At 69.6% G+C, this 20,012-nt stretch carries 9 protein-coding genes and 2 pseudogenes; 4 read left to right on the top strand and 7 right to left on the bottom strand.

Going from position 1 to position 20,012, the window contains the following annotated elements:
- Window positions 1-162: 162 nt before the first annotated feature.
- From IH54_RS0116625 to IH54_RS48110, 3 genes and pseudogenes are all read right to left on the bottom strand, one after another.
- Window positions 163-1,005: an SMP-30/gluconolactonase/LRE family protein gene (locus tag IH54_RS0116625; RefSeq protein WP_052397532.1), complete on the bottom strand. Its 843-nt coding sequence runs from the start codon at window positions 1,003-1,005 to the stop codon at window positions 163-165.
- A gap of 64 nt (window positions 1,006-1,069) precedes the next feature.
- A complete protein-coding gene (locus IH54_RS0116620; protein WP_031517483.1) occupies window positions 1,070-1,327 on the bottom strand; it encodes a hypothetical protein in 258 nt (85 codons plus the stop codon).
- 221 nt (window positions 1,328-1,548) lie between these two features.
- Window positions 1,549-1,884 (bottom strand): annotated as a pseudogene (locus IH54_RS48110) (IS701 family transposase); the annotation flags it as partial.
- A gap of 240 nt (window positions 1,885-2,124) precedes the next feature.
- Between IH54_RS48110 and IH54_RS45585 the strand changes: the two are divergent.
- Window positions 2,125-3,105, top strand: coding sequence for a phage tail tip lysozyme (locus IH54_RS45585; RefSeq protein WP_159011890.1), 981 nt, complete (start codon window positions 2,125-2,127; stop codon window positions 3,103-3,105).
- Between the two features lie 286 nt (window positions 3,106-3,391).
- Here the strand turns inward: IH54_RS45585 and IH54_RS0116605 are convergent, their stop codons facing one another.
- Entirely contained in the window at window positions 3,392-5,683 is a 2,292-nt protein-coding gene (locus IH54_RS0116605) for a M4 family metallopeptidase (protein WP_031517479.1), read from the bottom strand.
- A gap of 357 nt (window positions 5,684-6,040) precedes the next feature.
- Between IH54_RS0116605 and IH54_RS0116600 the strand changes: the two genes are divergently transcribed.
- The gene (locus tag IH54_RS0116600) at window positions 6,041-6,616 is read left to right on the top strand and encodes a hypothetical protein (protein ID WP_234343561.1); all 576 of its coding nucleotides are present in this window, start codon (window positions 6,041-6,043) and stop codon (window positions 6,614-6,616) included.
- On the opposite strand, the pseudogene IH54_RS46880 reads toward IH54_RS0116600, so the two are convergent.
- Both IH54_RS46880 and IH54_RS0116590 read right to left on the bottom strand, forming a co-directional pair.
- Window positions 6,601-6,963, bottom strand: a pseudogene (locus IH54_RS46880) (helix-turn-helix domain-containing protein); the annotation flags it as partial. The gene IH54_RS0116600 and the pseudogene IH54_RS46880 sit on opposite strands and share 16 nt — an antisense overlap.
- Before the next feature lie 72 nt (window positions 6,964-7,035).
- Window positions 7,036-7,524 (bottom strand): DUF4265 domain-containing protein, encoded by a 489-nt coding sequence (locus IH54_RS0116590; protein ID WP_031517473.1) that lies wholly within the window; start codon window positions 7,522-7,524, stop codon window positions 7,036-7,038.
- Between the two features lie 774 nt (window positions 7,525-8,298).
- On the opposite strand from IH54_RS0116590, the gene IH54_RS0116585 reads away from it, so the two are divergent.
- Window positions 8,299-9,615 carry a glycosyl hydrolase family 8 gene (locus IH54_RS0116585; RefSeq protein WP_063762318.1) on the top strand — a complete coding sequence of 439 codons (1,317 nt, stop codon included), beginning with the start codon at window positions 8,299-8,301 and terminating at the stop codon, window positions 9,613-9,615.
- A gap of 287 nt (window positions 9,616-9,902) precedes the next feature.
- On the opposite strand, the gene IH54_RS0116580 is transcribed toward IH54_RS0116585, so the two are convergent.
- Entirely contained in the window at window positions 9,903-13,079 is a 3,177-nt protein-coding gene (locus IH54_RS0116580; RefSeq protein WP_159011888.1) for a hypothetical protein, read from the bottom strand.
- Window positions 13,080-13,618: 539 nt separating this feature from the next.
- On the opposite strand from IH54_RS0116580, the gene IH54_RS0116575 reads away from it, so the two are divergent.
- On the top strand, window positions 13,619-20,008 hold the full coding sequence (locus IH54_RS0116575; RefSeq protein WP_159011886.1) for an RHS repeat-associated core domain-containing protein: 6,390 nt from the start codon (window positions 13,619-13,621) through the stop codon (window positions 20,006-20,008).
- The last annotated feature ends 4 nt before the right edge of the window (window positions 20,009-20,012 follow it).

The following is a 20,012-nucleotide window of genomic DNA, read 5'->3' as shown; positions in this document are numbered from 1 at the left end:
CCTGGTCGGGTTGATCCCGTAGGTGTGCCGGTTCGGCGCTGCGCCGTCGCGGATGGCGGCGGGCTGCACGTCCCGCGCCGCGATCTGCGCCACGGCTCCGCAGCCGAGCAGCGCGGCCTCGGTGGGCGCGCTGCGGTCGGTTGTTCCATGGTGCGGCTCTGTTCAACTCGCAACGCCGGACACGTAGAAGTCGGCAGGTCGTCCCGGGATGTCCACGTCGGCTGCGAACAGCCGTCCCGCGTCCGGTTCCTCCGCGATTCGGCGGGGGCTGTAGTCCTCCTGCGATGTGGTGATGAACAGAGTCTGCAGGTCCGGACCGCCGAAGCAGCAACTGCTCACCTGCTGTGCGGGCAGGTCGATCCGTCCGACGACTTCGCCGCTCTGTGTGAAGCGCAGGACGGCGCCTGCTCCCCACATGGCGATCCACACACAGCCCTCCTGGTCAATGGTCATGCCGTCCGGCGCGCCTGCACCGGGTGCGATGACGAACGCGGTCTCCTGCGCGGCAATGCGTCCGTCTGCGGCAACGCGGAGACGATCAACTCGCTGGGTGGGCGTGTCGATGTACAGGAATTCGTCGGGACCTGTCCAGGCCATGCCGTTGGAGATGGTGACCTGCTCGAGCACGGGAGTGCTGACGTCGCCCGCCAAGCAGTGCAGGGTGCCGGCACCGGGGGTGCGGTCGTGAGCCATGCTGCCCGCCCAAAACCGCCCCCGCGGATCGCACTTGCCGTCATTCATCCGGGTAGCGGGCTGCCGCTCGCGCTCAGGTTCGGTGAGGGTCTGGAACGTGCCGTCGGAGCGCAGCCGGGAGAAACCGAATTCGGTGGCTACGATCCAGCCTTGGCCGGCGTCCGTGCACGGGACCACGGCGGCGACCGCTTGGCCCGCGTGGTAGGTACGTTCCAGGTGCAACTCCCGGGCGCGGGGGTTCCACCGCGCGCTGTGGATCAGTCCGCGGTAGACGTCGACCCAGATCAGCTCTGATCGGGTGTGGTCCCACACCGGCCCCTCCGCGTGGTGGGCCCGGTCTTCCGTGCACGGGCCGGCCGGGTAGGTACGCACGCCGCTACCCCCGGTCCGTCGTGGCTGCGCCATTGAGCCCTGCGGCGTCTGGCGTCAGCGAGGAGCCGATGGGCACGGGGTTGAGCGGGTTGGCCGAGGTATTCGTGGTGTCGGGGTGGGCGCTGAGCGTGGTTGCCGCGATCTCGCCTGCCGGGGCGAAGGCGTGTGTGGTCAGGGCCGCGGAGCGGGCGGTGGCAGGGGCTGCGGCCGCGCCGTCGATCGGCGCCCGCAGAGCGGCGAATCGGGTCAGCGTGCGTGTCATCGTTGTTTCCTTTCGTCGGGGCGTGCGCGCAGCCGGTCTGTGACGACGGCGACTGCCAGGACTGCGCGGAGAAGGATCTGCTGGTGGTAGGGGAAAGCTGCATGATCACGTGGCCGCTGTTCATCAGATCAGGAGGATCGCGCCCAATGCAACGACCAGGCTCGGACGGTTCCTCCGGTGAGGCTGATGCCGATGAGGGCCGCGGTGACGGCGTGCCCGCCCGGCGCCGCGTCGGCAGCCGGGGCGGTGAGAATGGCCAGGGCGAGCACGGCCAGGGTGATGTGCCGGTGCCGGGCGGTCCAGTGGCGGACCTGGCAGTGGTCCAGGCCTACCTGGCCTTTCGCCGACTGGAAACACGCTTCGATGCACCGCCTGATGCCGGCGACCCGGACCAGCTCGGCCGGGGACACTTGTTGTGGGGACCAGCAGAGGTAGAAGGCGAGCTCGCCGGTGGCGGGGTTGCGGCGGATCAGCAGGTGCCGGAGGCCGCCGGCGTGGGTGGCGACCCAGGCCCGGTCGTAGCAGCGGGGACCCTTCGCTCCTGCACTGCGGGACCTGCCTGGCGGCCTCGTTCGGTTACCCGATGGCCGCGTAATGTGATGCAGGGCGAGCTGCGGTGCATCGCAGTACGATGAACTCAGGTTGGGCTTTGAACAGGACCGGGGCAATCGCCACCGGCGGCAGCGGTTCACACCTGGACAAGCATCTCCCTGTCCCCCTTACCCGGCTTCTCCAGCCGTGGTGGACGCCGTGCGCCCTCGCGACGGGCGAAGCGGGCTTCGCGTGAGGAGCCTGAAATGAACGGAAAATCTCCGAACATCGAAGCAGGACCTCCTCCAGCCGATGCCGACTTCCCCGGTCACGGACCGGGAAACGCGCCCGCCGCGGTCGCGGTGGTTCCGTCGGCCGGCGACTGGACAAAGGTCGGAAACGACGACCGCATGCTTTACTGCATGAGGCAACTCGTCGACCGGTACGGTTATCCGCCCGCAGGTGCCGCCGGGATCGTCGGGAACTTGTGGGCAGAGTCGGCTGTTCTGCCGAATCGCATCGAGGGCAGCTCGCCGTCCACCCCGATGCGAGCGAAGAACTTCGCCGGAGTGACCACGAATTTCACAGCTGTCCAAATCATGGATCGGAAACCACCTGATCAGGGGCCCAAGCTACCCGGCGTCGGCCTCGCCCAGTGGACGTCACCCTCCCGGAGGTCGGGGCTTTTCAGGCACGTTTACAACGGAGTTGCGCTCGGGACGGATGTCCTGTCCAACATGGATGCCCAGCTGGATTATTTCGACCGCGAACTGCGTACGAGCTACTCCGGAGTCCGTCAGGTCCTTTCCGGTCAGGCGGTGTCGGTTGAGGCCGCAAGCGACGAAGTCGTTTACAACTACGAAATTCCTGGGGCCATTCTCAGCGGCCACAGCAAACTGCCACGCACCGACGCCCGCGTGCAGACGGTCTTCAAGCAACGCCGCTCACCATCGAACAGGGCACTGACCGCCTACCAGTCAGGTGGCGGCCCCGCCGCCTTCGAGCCGTTCCCTGGTGCGTCGTTCTTCCACACCGGACAGAAATCGCCGATCATCGCCGCAATGCACCAGCGGCTCGTCGCCGAAGACTGCAACCGGTACCAGTCGAGCGCCGACGCCGACGTATGGGGCCCGGGCGACGTGAAGTCCTACGCCGCCTGGCAGCAGAAACTCGGCCTCGCAGGTGACGATGCCAACGGCATCCCCGGCAAGACCAGTTGGGACGAGCTGCAGGTCCCCAACGTCTAAAGGCAAAACCTTCGAGGAACGGTTCCAGTACCTTTCTCTCCGCGGGAAGGTCGGGAGATCTGCCTTCGGATGCAACCGATCATCGTTCGTGACAACGGATGTGATTTTGGTGTAGACGGCGACGAGATTCACGACGGCCATGACCAAGCCGGCGATGGTCGACTTGATGAGCCGCCGGCTGACCAGGGAATCGACCCTGAACCCGCGCGATACCTCTTTCAGGCAACCCTTCGCGGCGGAGCCCGGTCCGATCGGGTCGATCGGACCGGGCAGACGGATCAAACGGTCACGCGGTCGGGAAGGTGAGGCTCCAGCGCTGGAGATGGCCCTCGGGGATGTCGTACATGCCCGGAGTGCCGTCGGTGACCCGCAGCGCCCATGTGCCGTTCGCCGCTACGGCCGAGGCGTCGACGGTGTAGGTCTCGTGCAGCTCGGGCGTCAGCACCCAGGGCCCCCAGGGCTTCACCGGGATGACCGTGCCGTCCGGGGCGATCAGGTCGAGCACCTGGGCGTTGCTGAACCCGTGGTCGAGGTCCACCGTGACCTGCAGATCGCTGGAGGCGTTCCCCGTCCTCCCCGTGACGACCAGCGGGGACTGCGTGGTGCGCCCCTTGGGGATGGTGTACGTGGTCGGATTGACGAAGAAGTCCCCGCCGGACTGGAGAACGGTCCAGATCACCGGGATCGTCCGGACGTCCCCGGCCGACGACGTGATGGTGATGGTGGTCTGGTTGTCACCGACCGCCGTCGGCGTACCGGTGATCAGACCGGTGGCGGAGTCGATCGACAGACCTTTCGGCAGGTTGGCGGCCGCGTACGTCAGCGGACCGGGCCGGGTGCTCGTCGCCACGATCTGTCGGCTGACCAGCTGGTCCAGCGCCACCGGCTCGGTGGGCAGCGCCTTGACGGCGATGTGGTTGACGTACCGGAGCCCGACGTTGACGCCCGCCCATGCGTTGGCGACCGATTCGTAGGCGTCGCTGAGCGGGCCGTAGAGGTCGGAGGCGGCCTGCAGGGTGGCGGCCCTGGCGTCGGCGTAGTCGGTCGTACTGGTCATGTAGACGGTCAGCGCGCGGTAGACGACGTTCGTGGCGCCGGCCAGCCCGATGCCCGTCACCGGCAGCCCGTCGTACGTGGGGCTGTCGTAGGCCACACCGTTGATGGTCTTCTGGCCGCTGCCCTCGGCGAGCAGGTAGAAGAAGTGGTCCCCCACACCGGCTGCCATGTGCGCCTCGAGCTGCTTGCTACCCGGCTGCCAGTAGTCCAGGGGAGCGTAGCCGACCGCGCTGACACCCGCCTTGGACGGGAGGTCCATGTAGCGGATGGGCTTGCCGTCACCGTGCAGGTCGTCCAGCTCGGCCATGGTGTAGTCGGGGATGTCGTGCGGGTTGTTGGCGTAGAACTCGACGGCGGCGGCCATCATGTCGCTGATCGCCTCGTTGAGGGCGACCGACTCACCGGTGCCGGCCAGGTTGGCCGTGCTGTAGGTGACGCCGTGCGCCATCTCGTGGGCGGCGATGTCCAGGGACGTCACCGGATGCTGTCCGTTCAGGCCGTCGCCGTAGCTCATGCAGAAGCAGCTGTCCTGCCAGTTGGCGTTGGCCAGCGGGACCCCGGCCTGCGCCTCGTAGTGAACCCGGGAGTAGCTGCCGCGGCCGTCGTTGGCTATGCCGTTGCGGCCGAAGCGGTCGTGGTAGAAGTCCCAGGTGGTCTGGGCGCCGTAGGCCGCGTCCACCGCTGCGGTCTGGGGGTTTGCGGCGGTGCCGTCCCCCCACACGTCGTCGCTGTCGGTGAACGGCACTCCCCTGAAGTCGGTGGTCGCGTCCAGCGTCCGGTGGCCGTTGTGCTGGGGGTCGGTCAGGGTGTGGCTGCCGTCGGCCTGCTGGGTGCTGCCGATCCCGACCTGCCCGCTGTGCTGGCTGTTGCCGACCGCGGACTCGACCTGCTCGGCGGTGACGAGGACGTCACCGCTGGCGGCGTCGGTCACGACCTGCAGCTCGCTCGGGGAACCGTCCTGCCGCACTCCGCTGACGACGGACTCCCAGGCCAGCGTCGGCTTTCCGCCCTGCGCCCAGACGACCAGCCGCGGTGCGGTGTCCGAGACGCCCTTGCCGGTGCCCTTGGCCTTGGCCTTGCCCAGGGCCGACTTCCTGGCCTCGGCCGCCGGGACGCCGGCCTTGGTCGTGGGTACGGTCAGCTCCGCCGTCGAGGCGTAGGTGGTGGTGCGGACGCCGGCCCGCTCGTGGACCACCAGGTCGCCGCCGATGACGGGTAGTCCGTCGTACGTCCGCTCGTAGCGGGTGTGGACGGTCCCGTCGGCGTCCTCGAGGACGTCCTTCGGTATGAGATTGTCCCGCGCGCCCAGCTTCAGCGAACGCGCGGTCGCGGGCGCCGCGTCGGCGGCCTCGTCGAGCGCCTGGCTGCGCTGCGCGGGTGAGAGCGGGACGAACGCGGCGCCGGGGCGTGGCTCCGCCACGACCTGCCGCGGCGCCGCACCCGGTCCGGCCAGCGCCGAGGCGACGGCCGCACCGGGCAGTAACCCGACCCCGAGGGCGGCGGCCGCGACCACCGCGATCATGGCCGACCGCCCCGGGGAACGGCGGGCACCCTGAGGCGCCGGTGTCCCACTGCTGAAGGTCTTCAATTCCGCAAATTCCTTTCGAGAACCACTCAAAAATGCATGGCGGAATGATCCTTGCAGCAGGAATGCATCCTACTGGCGAGTGCACGTAAGTATTTACTCAACGGCAAAGAGATCGCCACTGCGGGCATCTGTAATTACCGATTCATTGCCCTCTTGTTGACGCGGCAGACACATCCCTCTGCTACTGAATTTGAACTCGTGCTGTCGGGTCGTCCGGGCTTGAGGTCCTGGCGCACCGGGTACCGCAGTTGTATGTGGCCGTGGGGAGCAGAAGGGTGGGGGGAGCGCACGGTGGAGACCCTTCTGCCGGGCGTGGTGCGGCGCGTGCTGAAGGGTGCGGCGTTGCAGCCGCGATGGGTGCCGCGACGCGTTCTGACGGTCGTGTCGGCTGATGTCGACACCGCCGGGGGCGTCGGAGCGGTGTGGGTCGTGTGGCGTCCGAAGTCCCCGCGGGCGCGAGAGCACACCGCGCTTCTGGAGTGGTATGACGAGCAGTGGAGCTACGTGGGCGGTGGCATCGGCTCGCCGAGCGATCCCGCCGGCGTGGACGTGATCGAGGTCCGCGGTGGCGGGGGCGCGCTCAGCCTCACCCGGCGCCTTGACCCGCCGCATTCCATCGCCACGGCCCCGTGGATCGGCTGCGTCGAAGTCCACCTCGGGCAGGACGTGAGCCACGTCCTCATCGGCAACCGCCGAGTCGACGCTCCCCAGCAGCGCAAGCTCATCGCCGCCTGGAAGTCCTCCCACGCCGACCGCGCTCGTCCCGTCATCGTGGCTCTCGCACCCGACGGTACCGAACTCTCCCGCATCGGCCCCCACGACGTCTTGGACACTCACACCTGGGCACGGCTGAGAGAGGAGCTGTAGACGGGCTTGTAGCAGGTCATACCCGCCATCGAGACGCGTCCGCAGCCCCGGCCACGTACCCGCACCACGGGCGTCCGGCCGATCCGGCCCCAGGTCCTGGCACGCGGCGGTGTCATCAACTGCCCGGCTTCACCCTCGAAGACCACCCAGGCACCAAGCTCCGCCGCGCTGCTCCGTTCACGCCAGGCCCGGCGCCACCGCTCCACCGACCGTTCGCTCACGCGCAGCTCGGCTGCGATCTCCCCGTTCTTTGCCCCGGCGTCGAAGCGTTCCACAGCCTGCAGCCGTAATCGCTCCCTCGTGGCCCTCCCGACGTCCGTCAGCCCGCCACCCTGCGCATACCTCATGTCCCACGCAGGTACCCGAGATTTGCCTCGGGCCGCCGACATCGCACGCAGCAACCGTTCGTCGCCCTGTTGTCATGCCGCTTCCAAGGCCCGCCACGCGGCAGTGACACACCCTTCCTCCCACTCCCACGCCCCTTCGGACTCTCCACGTTCCAAGAGCTCCTTGACCTGAGGCAGGTCCGCTTCCGGCGGGACATCGAGTGCCACCATCCCGAACCGCTCGATTCCCTCGCCGGTGGTGCCAAGCCGGTGGAACCTCTCCAGCACGGTCCGCCGAGCGACCTCCGAGCCACCGTCCCTCAGGACGATCAGACGGATGGTGCAGTGCCCCGAAGCCTGCACAGTCTCACCCGCCCAGCGGATTCCTTCATCGTCGGCCTCCACACGGATGATGTCGCCGCTGGCAACTCCCCGGACGAACCACGGGGTGTTGTCCACACGCACGCTGCCGTCGCCGAGATCCACCGCCCACAAGCTCTCCACGCTCGCTGGCGGCCAGCCGTCCTCGTCTACTTCCAGCCGGAAATAAACCTTCACACAGTCGTCTCTCGCGCTCGTCACGGCACCATCTTTCACAACCGCCGCGGTCATCGTGGAGGAACTGGATGAAGCTGAGGCCCAGCTGTTCAAGCGGTGCGGGCGCGAGCGGCCTGGCCTGCGAGGATCGCGGTCAGGTGGTCGGCGGCCCAGGCTCCGGCCTCGGTGGTCCCGGGTTTGCGGAAGGCGTGGGCGGCGGCCCGGAGCAGGCGGAGCAGCTCCCGCCCATGCAGCTTCGAAGTGTTCTTCCAGTTCGGCGTGGGCCCACTCGCTCACGTCGCCGCCCGGCAGGATGCCTGTCAGCGTCTCGAAAGCGCTGATCGAGCAGGCGAAGGGGTCAGCGGTAATGCCCAAGTCACGTTATTTGTTCAACCGTTGACGTTATTACGGGGCGTCGATTACGTTAGCGGCTGCCCTCCCGGTGCGGATCGCACAAAGGCGGTCCGCGGTTCAGCGGAGGCGGCGCGGAGGCGTGATGTCAACACTGACGGCTGCCCGGCCCACGGCACTCACCCGCAAGGGCCCGCCGGTGTCGTCGTGAGCACCGGGGCGCCCGGAAGGACACCGGACGCCCGTCCGCCGCGAGGCAGGCCTGCCAGGACCGAGCCCTCGTCGGACCCTCTCACCGCCCGCCTAGAAGGCCCGTTGCCCCGGCTCCGCGAGAGAGCACGGCGCTGCCGCGCGCCCTACGGCGCCCGGCAGGCGCCACACGGTCCCGCGGCGTCCGCCGTGCGCACCCGCACGGCTGCCGCCGGAACCGGCACCACACCCCGCAGGTGACACACATGGAGGCGTCGTTTGAACAGAACACGCAAACTGACCGTGGCACTGCTGGCGGCCGCCGCGCTCGTGGCGACCGCGCCGGCGACCGCACTGGCGTCCCCCCCGGCAGGGCACAGCAAGCCGGCTCCTCCGCCCGCTCCCCCCGGGAAGAACCTGCCGGACGTCTTCGCCCGCGCCGGCCACTCGCCCAGGGCGGTCGACGCGAAGATCAGGTCCGCTTGGCAGCAGCTCTTCCACGGCGCCCCCGGCACGGCGCCGACCTACGCCGACGGGCAGAGCATCTACTACCAGATGTCGCCCGACATGGCGTACGTCGAGGACATCGGCAACCAGGACGTGCGCAGCGAGGGCATGGGCTACGCGATGATGATCGCGGTGCAGCTCGGCCACAAGCACGAGTTCGACTCGCTGTGGAATTTCGCGCAGACGAACATGCAGATCAAGAGCGGTGGGGAGAAGTACTACTTCGCCTGGCACACCGACACCACCGGCAAGGTCATCGACAGCGGTGTCGCGCCCGACGGCGACCAGTGGATCGCTGCCGCGCTCGCAGAGGCGTCGGCCCGCTGGCACGACGGCACCGGCACGTACGACTACGGGCGGCACGCCGAGCAGATCCTGCACGCGATGTGGCACGCCTCCGACGACGGCGGCGTGAACATGTTCGACGCAGCCAGCTATCTGCCGGTCTTCTCCCCACCCGGCCTGGTCTTCTTCTCCGACCCCTCGTACGCGCTGCCCGCCTTCTACAAGGTCTTCGCCAAGGCCGACCCGTCCGACAAGCCGCAGTGGGACAAGGCGTACGCGGCGGGCGAGAAGCTCCTCCAGGAGGCGCCGAACGCAGACACCGGCCTGGCCCCCTGCTACACGAACTTCGACGGCACGCCGTTCATGTGGCCGGGGGAGACGGCGGACGACAACGCGTACTCCCACAACTTCCAGGAGGATGCCTGGCGGGTCATCGCGAACGCGAACGTCGACGCCGCCTGGGACGGGGTGAAGCCCTGGCAGACGCAGTACTCCAACCGCCTGGAGAAGTTCTTCGAGAGCCAGGGCGTCACCGATTACGTAAGCCGCTACCACCTGGACGGCACGCCGCTGCCCTCGGGGCAGAACACCTACGAGCCTGCGCACGCCCAGGGCCTGGTGGCGATGAACTCCACCTCCGCGATCTCGGCGACCGACCCGAACAGCCGGGCGTTCGTCGAGGACATGTGGAACACCGCCGTTCCGTCCGGCCAGGCACGCTACTACGACGGCATGCTCTACCTGCTGGGCCTGCTCTACGACAGCGGCCGGTTCCGCGACTTCACGCAACACGGAATCCACTGATCCTCGGACCGATGCGCACCTGGCCGAGAAGGTACTGCTGGTGCGGTGGAACCTCACCGCCGTCGACAACAACCTGCTCTGCCTCGGCCGTCCGAGGACGAAGGCGAGCCGCAGTCGGGTGAGCCTGTCCCGCGCGTCGTCGCCGCGTTGAAAGGGCACCAGGGCGAAGTCGACCATCGCGGCAACCGCCGGACAGCGGCTTTCGGAGCGCCCCGGCCGTCCCGCGCCGCAGGGCCGCGGTCCTGCCCCCGGCGCCTGGGCCGGTGGGCGGGACCGCGGGAGGCGGGCTAGAAGATGCCGGTGATGACGCTGCTCCATCCGCTGGTGCCGACGAGGTGCGGTGTGCGGTGCCAGGTCGGACCGCCCGGGTAGAACAGCAGGCAGCCGGAGGGGCAGGTGGTGCTCTGACTGGCGCCGGCGTCGTCCACGTAGGAGACGGTGGCCGTGGAGCTGGCCGGTGTGGTGGCCCAGAAGTCGCCGTATTCGCTGCCGGCGGTGGGCTGGAACTGCTTGTAGGTGACGGGGGTGCCGTCCTCGTCGACGGTGCCGCTGGTCACCGTGCCCTGGACGTTGCCGGGCGAGGTGAGCAGCGGTCGGTTGGCCGGGTCCCAGCCGGGGTCGCCGTACAGGACGCGGGTGCCGAGGGCGTAGCTGTGGGTGCCGTCGGCGTTCGTGGTCACCCGGCCCGGGTAGAGGAAGAGCTGACCGGTCGAGGGGCTGCGGGCGACGAGGTCGTCGGCGCCGTCCCCGTTCTGGTCGCCGACGGCGAGGTCGGTGTAGCCTTGCCAGCCGCCGCTGCCGATCTCGGTGGGCGTGGTGTCGAACGGCCGCCCCTGGACGGGGCCGCCGCCGGCGGCCTGGGTGCCGCTGTAGAGGAAGAGCTTCGCCTGGGTGCAGGGCCGGGTGCCGTCGGTGCACTCGATGGTGATGAGGTCGTCGCCCGGGTTCTGGTCGATGTTCCCCGGGGCGATCAGCTGGAGGACGTTCGCCCAGCTGCCGCCGATGCGGTCGGGCAGCTGCGTGCGGGTGTTGTACATCGGCTGCCCCAGGCCGTCGCCGGGGTAGAGGTAGAGGTTGCCGTCGCCGAGGCGGACGACGAAGTCCTCGTAGCCGTCGGGGGCCGCGGTGGGGCTGGTGAAGCCGGCGAAGTCCCCGCGGTGGGCGACCAGCGCGCCGGTCCAGCCCGCGTTGCCGACGGTCCTGGCCGCGGCGACCCTGCCGGTGCCGTCGCCCGCGTAGAGGCGGAGCTTGCCGTCGGTGTCGCTCGCGACGAAGTCGGTGTAGCCGTCGCCGGTCAGGTCGCCGGGCAGGTCGGCCGTGGCCAGTCCGGTGTCGGGGCTCTTGGGGGCCGCGTAGACGTGCTCGGGGGTTTGGGTCGGCAGGCTGACGGTGTCGCCGGGGCTTCCTGCGGCGCCGTCGTAAGGGGAGTGGTTGCCGGCCAGGTCGTAGGCGATGACGTGCAGGGTGCTCGCCGGCCAGCCGGTGGGGGTGACGGTGACGGTCGCGGTGTGGTTGCTGTCGGCCGCCGCCCAGATGCCGTTGGAGCAGCGGGTGCCGGACACCGACAGCGGGCGGTCCAAGAGGTAGCAGAAGCCGGCGAGGTCGCTTGCGGGGTTGCTCAGCTTGAGCTGCCGGGCGGTGCGTGCCGGGGCCTTCGCGGTGGCCGGGTCGGCGCCGTCGGCGGTGGTGACGGTGACCGTGGCGGTGGGGCCCTGGCGGTCGACGGTGAAGGTGCAGTTGAAGAAGAAGGTGGCCGGTGTGCCCTCGTCGTCGGTGACGTTCGGGAACCAGTGGTAGGTGCCGCTGGGCAGGGAGCCGGACGGGACGGTGACCGACGCGCTCTGGCCGCTGGAGACGGTGTCGGAGTGCGGGCTGAAGTTCACCTTCGCGCCGGTGGCGTCGCTGGTGACCTGGAAGTCGGTGGTGACCTTGCCGCCGTCCTTGTCGGTGACCTTGGTGGTCAGGGCGATCCCGCTGTTGCCGATGATCCCGCCGCAGCCGATCTTCTTGTTGCCGTCGCCCGCCGGGTTCCAGCTGCCCTCGTACGCCGCCACCGAGTCCAGGGTGGGCGCGTAGTTGTAGGTGACCTCAAGGGCCGGGTTGTTCTTGAACCGCTTGAAGCTGTTCTGGTTGTACTCGTAGCCGTCCGCGGCCTTGAGCGCCAGCACGAGGGTGCCCCAGCTGTTGGCCGCGGCCTGCTTGACGTAGTCGGTCAGCGCGGTGCTGCGGAAGTCGTGGCCCTGGTTGCCGGGGCAGTAGGTGGGGTTGCCGTGGGCGAAGGAGTCCGAGTCCAGCTTGGCGGCCAGCAGCGAGGCGCTGGTGTTCCAGGTCGGGGTGGTGGTGATGCCGCCGGAGGACCACAGCTCGGTGGGGCCGGCGACCGCCGGGTCGCATCCCCAGGAGTGGGTCTCGGTGACCGAGAAGGTGGCGTCGGTGACAGTGGCGCCTTCCAGGCCGTTGGTGTTCATGGCGAAGAAGGAGCGGGTGGCTCCTGACCCGTTGTAGCCGACGCGGGGCTCGTCGGCCGGGTTGTCGGAGTGCCAGCCCGAGCCGTTGGGGTAGTCCTCGGCGGGGTAGGCAGAATAGACCACCGCCCACTTCTCGACGTGGCCGCCGGTGAAGGGCGGGTCGATGACCAGCGGGAAGCGGGTCGCCTGCGACAGGGCGGCCGGGTCGGGGGTGAGCGTGAGGGTGTTACCGGTGACGTCGGCGGCGACCGCGGCGCTCTCGGTGTTCTGCGGGGCGGCCTGCGGTGCTGCCTCGGCCAGGCCCCGGGGGGCGGACGCGCGGGCCGCCGGGCCTGCCGGATCCGCCGGGGCCTGCCACATCCTCGGGTGTGCGGCGCTGAAGACGGTGGTGCCGTCGGAGTCCTTGGCGACGAGGTTGTCGCCCGCGTCGTCGTCCAGGGTGACGCCTCGGGTGGAGACGCCGAGCTTGATGCTTCTGACGGCCGGGTCGGCGGCTGCCGCCGGGGTGTTGACGATGAGCTGCTCGGAGAAGCCGTCGACCTCCGCGACGACCCTCAGGTCCACGTCGGGCAGCACCGCGGGGTAGACGGCGGTGCTGCCGTCCAGCACGGGCGCGGGCAGCGCCGTCGGCCACGTCAGGGAGAGTTGCTTGTCGCCCTTGGTCATGGTGGCCAGCGGGCCGCTTCCGCCGCCGGAGAAGGCGATGCCGAAGACCGGGGAGGCCGGGCCGACGGTCCCGTCGCCGCGGTCGACCAGGGTGGGGTCGGCCCTGCGCCAGGTGCCGCCGAGTTCCGACCAGACCGGCGTCGAATACTGACGGCGCGTCAGGGAGCCGTCCGGGTTGGCGAAGACCTCCGCCGACTCCTCCCTGCGCTCCACGACCTCGACCCGGTGCCCGGTGGAAGCGGCCTCGGCGAATGCCTCTGAGTCGTATTCCGCGCTCTGGGACTGCGAAGGTGCGGCTTCTGCAGCCGCCGCCGAAGCGCCGGCCGACAAGGCGGTCGCTCCGGCCGCGGGAAGTGCCAGAGCGAGAAGCAGCGCACCGTAGCGGCGTCTTTTCCGGGGCGGGTTACCTGAACGTGACATGGAAAGCCCTTCGTGGTCAGTGCACAGGTCCGGGGCAGGCTATTCGACGGGCTGTCTTTTCACCTAGGAGTTCCGTGAAACCGGGCTTGCAGATACTCACCGAGGCATGGAAAGTGGAATACGCAAGTCCGAATCATGCCTGGTGGGGCGGTTCCTTTGCGGCATCTTGGGGGAGGTTGGCAGGTAATCGCGACCCTTGAAGGAGATTGCGCTGGTCCCGGTGCTTACGCGGGCGGGGGGAAGGCGTAATTACGTCAATCCCCGGAAAGGGCTTGTGTACGGCCGCCAGGTCGGGTTGGATCCGCATGACTTTACTCGCGGCTTAGGTTTTCTTGGGGTGGGGCGTGACTTCGAGTCGGCGTAGCTTTGGCCTGTTCCCCTCTCGGGTAGGGCTTCGCGTGCGGTGGAAAAGCCGCCGCGGGTTCACGGCCGCTGCTCTTTCGTCGGCGTTGGGGATTTCCCTGCTCGCCGCGCCGGCATGGGCGGCTGCCGCGCCCGGTTTCTCGGTGCGCGCCGCGCAGAAAGCCACCTCCGTCAGCGGCGCCGATCTGCCGGTCCAGAAAAAGCAGGCTGCGCCCGCCGTACACAACTGGTCCCCGGACACGGTGCGCTGGCCGTCCGCGGGCCAGGCGGACGTCGATCTGCCCGGCGCGCGCAGCGGCACGGCGGCGCCGCCGCCCACCGCGGCCGGCACCCTCCCGGTCCGGCTCGGACGCAGCGCCGGCGCGGCCAAGGCCGCGCAGAAGCAGAACACGACACAGGACACGACGCAGGACACGGCAGGACCGGCAGCCCGTGCCCGCGTGTCCGTGGCGGACCGCGCAACGGCCGAGCGGGCCGGCGTCGACGGGATCGTGGTCTCGATCGCGCGGACCGACAGCGCACCCGCCGCGGTTCCCACCCAGGTGCAGGTCGACTACTCGTCCTTCCGCGACGCCTACGGTGCCGACTGGTCCTCGCGCCTGCACCTGGCGGTCCTGCCGGCCTGCGCCCTGACCACCCCGGGCGCGGCGAACTGCCGTAACGCCACCGCGCTGCCCACCGCCAACGACACCGCCTCCCACACGCTGACCGCGACGGTGAGCCTGCCTGCCGCGCAACAGGCCGGCGCCACCGTGCTGGCCGCCACCGCGGGCGACAGCGGGTCCGACGGCTCCTTCAAGGCCACCTCGCTCGCCCCGGCCGGCTCCTGGTCGGTGGGCGGCAACTCGGGCGGGTTCGCCTGGAGCGTGCCGCTGACCGCCCCGCCGGTGCCCGGAGGGCTCGCGCCCAAGGTGGAGCTGACGTACAACTCGTCGGGCGTCGACGGCCGTACCGCCTCGACCAACAACCAGTCCTCCTGGATCGGGGAGGGCTGGGACTACTCCCAGGGCTTCATCGAGCGCAGCTACGCCTCGTGCGAGAACGACAAGCAGGGCGGCAACAACACCGCGAAGGTCGGCGACCTGTGCTGGAAGTCGCAGAACGCGACGCTGTCGCTCAACGGGTCCGCGAGCGCCCTGGTGTGGGACGCGGGCAAGAAGGTGTGGCGGCTCGCGACCGACGACGGCTCACGCGTCGAGCAGATCTTCAGCCCCACCCCCAACGCGGCGGCGGGCGCGGGCGATGACGACGACGAGTACTGGCGGGTGACGACCAAGGACGGCACACAGTACTGGTTCGGCAAGAACCGGCTGCCGGGCTGGAGCGACGGCGACGCCGAGACCAACTCCGTCTTCACCGTCCCCGTCTTCGGCAACAACACCGGCGAGCCCGGCCACGCCTCCAGCTTCGCGTCCTCGGCCGCCAACCAGGCCTGGCGCTGGAATCTCGACTACGTGGTCGACCCGCACGGCAACGCCATGGCGATGTACTACACCAAGGAATCCGGCTACTACGCCGAGAACATGAAGGCCGACAAGCCGGTGAAGTACACCCGGGGCGGCTACCTCAACCACATCGACTACGGGCTGCGCGCCGGTGCCGTCTACAGCACGGCGAACCCCGCGGGCCGCGTCACCTTCGGCGTCGCCGAGCGGTGCCTGACCTCGTGCACCACCTTCGACCACGACCATGCCGCCAACTGGCCCGACGTGCCCGTGGACCTGGACTGCACAGCCACCACGACCAGCTGCCTTCAGAGCAGCCCGACGTTCTGGTCCCGCAAGCGGCTGACCGACATCAACACCTTCGCCCTGTCCGGCAGCACGATGACGCCGGTCGACACCTGGACCCTGAGCCAGTCCTTCCCGCCGACCGGCGACACCTCGAGCCCCACCCTGTGGCTGGACTCCATCCAGCACACCGCCAAGGCCGGGGCGCTGGCCGACATCACGATGCCCAAGACGACCTTCGGCAACGACGGTGTCCCGATGGCCAACCGGGTCGACGCGGCCGAGGGCCGGCCGCCGCTGTACAAGTACCGGCTGACGAAGATCACCAACGAGACCGGCGGACAGACCCTGGTCACCTACAGCCCCGCCGACTGCACACCGACCTCGCTGCCCACCGCGCAGGACACCAACAACCGGCGCTGCTACCCCGTGTGGTGGACACCCGACGGGGCGGTCGACCCGGTCAAGGACTGGTTCCACAAGTACGTCGTCACGCAGGTCGTCGAGGACGACACCACCGCCGGCAGCGGCTCGGCGTCCAAGACCACCACCTACCAGTACAGCGGCGGGCCGAACTGGCGGCGCGACACCGGCGAGTTCACCGTGGACAAGCAGCGCACCTGGAGCGACTACCGCGGCTACAGCACGGTGCGCACCCTGGTAGGTGCCGCCAACCGCACGCAGAGCGAGACCAGTTACTTCACCGGCATGTACGGCGACACCATGGCCGACGGCAGCCCGCGCCCGCAGCTGTTCGTCAACGGGGTGCCCGACCGCGAGGACTTCGCCGGCCGCCCGGCCCAGACCCGCACCTACGACAAGGAGAACGGCAAGGTCGTCGCCAGGACCACGTACGTTCCCTGGCAGTCCGACGCCACCGCCACGCAGTCCGTCACCGGCATCACCGACCCGGACAAGCCCACCGTCCCGGGCCCGGCCCTCCCGGCGAGGACCGCGCACTTCTCCGGGACCGCCACCGAGACCTCCGGCACGCTCATGGACGACGGCACCTGGCGCGACGAGGTCGTCAGCCGCACCTACGACCCGGTCTACGGCCTGCTCACCGCGGAGGCCGACGCAGGCGACCCCGCCGACCCGGACGACAGCCGCTGCACCCACACCAGTTACGTCACCCCGGACACGACCAACTGGCTGATCTCCTACGCGGCCGAGTCCACCACGCTCAGCGCCGACAGCTGCGACAGCTTCCTCTACGGCGACGACGTCACCGGCAGCACCCGCACGTACTACGACGGCAAGGCGCTCGGCGAGGCGCCCGACCCGGGCAAGGCGGAGAGCGTCAGGGTCGAGCAGGCGGCGGCCCTGGACGGCGCGCACACCCTCACCTGGGACACCGTCTCGCAGTCGGACTACGACTCCTACGGGCGGGCGGTGTCGGCGAGCGGCCAGGACGGGCAGGCCACCACCACCGCCTACTCCCCGTCGACCGGCGCCCAGCCCACCTCGGTCACCGTCACCGACCCGGCGCACCACCGGACCGTCACCGTCCAGGACGGGATGCGCGGGCTGCCGCTGACCACGACCGACGCCAACGGGAACACCACGACCCTGCAGTACGACAGCCTCGGCCGCGTCACCAAGGGCTGGAGCCCGGGGCGCGCCGCGAGCGCCGACCCCAACGTCACGTACACCTACGCCCTGTCCAACACGGTGCCCACGGCCGTGACGACCAAGCGGCTCTACGAGAACGGCACGTGGGGCACCTCGACCACGTGGTACGACTCGCTGCTGCGCCCCCGCCAGACCCAGGCGGACGCGATCGGGATCACCGGCAGGACGATCACCGACACCTTCTACGACACCCTGGGCCGCGGCTACCGGACGAACAACGCGTACTACAACAGCAGCGCGGTCAGCAGCGTGATGTACACCGTCCCCGACAACCAGGTGCCCAGCGCCACCGAGACCGACTACGACGGCCGCGGCCGTCCCACCGCCGTCGTCACGCTGTCGCTGAACGTCGAGAAGTGGCGCACCACCACCACGTACGGCGACACATGGACGGCGACCCTGCCCGTCGCGGGCGACACCCCGACCCTCGCGATCGACGACGTCCACGGCCGCACCGTCGAGCGGCGCGAGTACAAGGACCGCAACCCGGTCATCGGCGCCGCCCGCAGCCAGTACGAGCGGACCACCTACGCCTACGACAGCGCCGACCGGCTGACCAAGGTCACCGACAACTCCGGCCGGAACACCTGGACATACGCCTTCGACCTGCGCGGACGCCAGACCGCCGCCGGCGACCCCGACGCGGGCGCCTCCAGCACCACCTACGGCACCGACGGCCGGGTGGCCACCACCACCGACGCCCGCGGCATCACCCTGGCCCGCACCTACGACGTCCTCGGCCGCCAGACCAGCCTGCGCACCGGCAGCGCCACCGGCCCCAAGCTCGCCGAGTGGACCTACGACACCGCACCTCACGGACTCGGACTGACGGCCACGACCACCCGCTACGACACCGGCGTCACACCGGCCGCGGCCTACACCACCACGGTCACCGGCTACGACGCCGCGGGCCAGGCCACCGGCAGCACGCTGACCGTCCCGTCCGTGGCGGGCGAGGAGAAACTCGCCGGCACCTACACGACGGCCACCACCAGCACCCCCGTCAGCGGCCTGCCCCTGACGAGCGCGTTCAGTACCGGCAACACCAACGCCACCGCCGCCCTGCCCGCCGAGACCGTCACCGACCACTACGGCGCCCAGGACCAGCTCGCCCTTGTCGACAGCAATCTCAACCAGGCCTACCTGCGCGGCGCCAGCTACACCGAGTTCGGCGAACTCGCCCAGGCCCAGCTGGGCAACCTCGGCACCCTCGTCGTGCAGACCCTCACCTACGAGACGATCACCCGCCGGCTGGCCACCAGCGTCGTGGACCGCGAGACGTCAGGACCGCAGACGCTGTCCGACATCACGTACACCTACGACACCGCAGGCAACCTCACCCGCGTCCGCGACGACCAGAACGACGGCACCGTCGTGGACGACCAGTGCTACGCCTACGACTGGGCGCGCCGCCTCACCGACGCCTGGACCACCGGCGACGGCTGCACCACGAAGTCCGCCAACGGCACCGGCGCCCCCAATCTCGGTACCACGGACCCGTACTGGACCAACTGGACCTTCACCGACAGCAACGACCGGGCGGTCGAGACCCGGCACAAGGCAGGCCCGGTCACCGCCGACGCGACCAGCACCTACACGTACCCGACCACCTCGGGCGCCGCCCAGCCGCACGCGGTTCGCACCGTCACCACCACCAGCGCGGGCACCACCGCGGCCACCGGCTACCAGTACGATGCCGCGGGCCACCTCACCCACCAGACACCCTCGGCAGGCCCGGAACAGGACCTCACCTGGACCCCCGAGGGCAGTCTCGCCACCTCCACCACCGCAGGAGCCGGCACCACCAGCTTCCTCTACGACACCGCAGGCACCCGCCTGGTCAAGCGCGAGCCCACCGCGACCACGCTCTACCTCCCCGGCGGCCAGGAACTCACCCTCACCAAGGCCACCGGCGCGGTCACCGGCACCCGCTACTACAGCGTCCCCGGCGGCACCGCCGTCCGCACCAGCTCCGACGGCAAGGTCCGCCTGCTCGTCGCCGACCCGCACGGCACCAACACCCTGTCCATCAGCGCCGCCAACCTCGCCTTCAACCGCCGCAAGACGCTGCCCTACGGCGCCGCCCGCGGCACCGCCCCCGCCTCCTGGCCCGGCCAGAAGGGCTTCGTGGGCGGCGACACCGACCCCACCACCGGCTTCACCCACATCGGCGCCCGCGACTACGACCCCGCCACCGGCCGCTTCATCAGCGTCGACCCGCTCCTGACCCTCGACGAGCCGCAGACCATCGGCGGCTACGCCTACAGCGCCGACAACCCCACCACCTACAGCGACCCCACGGGGACGTACACCTGCCGCAACGGCCACGAGGGGTGCGACGAGCACGGCAACACCTGCAGCACCGACTGCAGCGCGGAGGCGACCCAGATGGGCGACTGCGTGCACACCGAGTGCTCGCCGAGCACCGTCAACCAGAACCCGGAGGCGACAATCGAGGAGCAGCGCGCGGCACGCGACTGCGGCGGCAAGTGCGTACCGGCGGGGACGACACCCCTGGACCCGATCCTCGGGATCATCCCCGACTCCAGGGCGACCCACCAGTACAACGACGCCTTCGACGCCGGTGTGGCCTGGCTGTGGGGTCTTGAGGGCGACGAGTACTACTACGGCGGTGATCTGCTCACCAAGGTGCTGGCGGATGACGACCCGATCGTGCGGGCGCGGAACCAGCTGATCAACATGGGCATCGACGCGTTCGTCGGCCCGCGGCAGGAGCAGGTCACCATCCACTACAAGGACACCGGTCCCGATCCCGGCCACCCCTGGTACACCCCCCGCGGGGCGCTCAACAACATCCGCGGCGCGGCCTCGGACCTGCTGGGCGCGACCACCAGGGGACACCTCGGCCACAAGAACTCGGCGAAGTCCTTCCTCGGCAGCTACAAGGGCTATGCCAACATCGTCCCCGGCGGCGACGTGGCACCCGGGGTCATCAAGATCCACTTCCACATCGAGAATCCCGCGGACTGGCACTCCTTCACCCATGTCATTCCGCGAGGCTGGGACTCGTGGCTCCGCGGTCCCGGCCATCTGCAGAACATCACGTTCGACTGGACGGAACAGCTGCCGCTGGCATGCGTCAACATCAAGTAGGCCG

Source organism: Streptomyces sp. NRRL F-5123 (genome assembly GCF_000721495.1).
In the GTDB taxonomy this organism is placed as follows: domain Bacteria; phylum Actinomycetota; class Actinomycetes; order Streptomycetales; family Streptomycetaceae; genus Actinacidiphila.
Note: the sequence above shows the minus strand (reverse complement) of the source record. Positions and strands in the feature narration are given on the sequence as shown.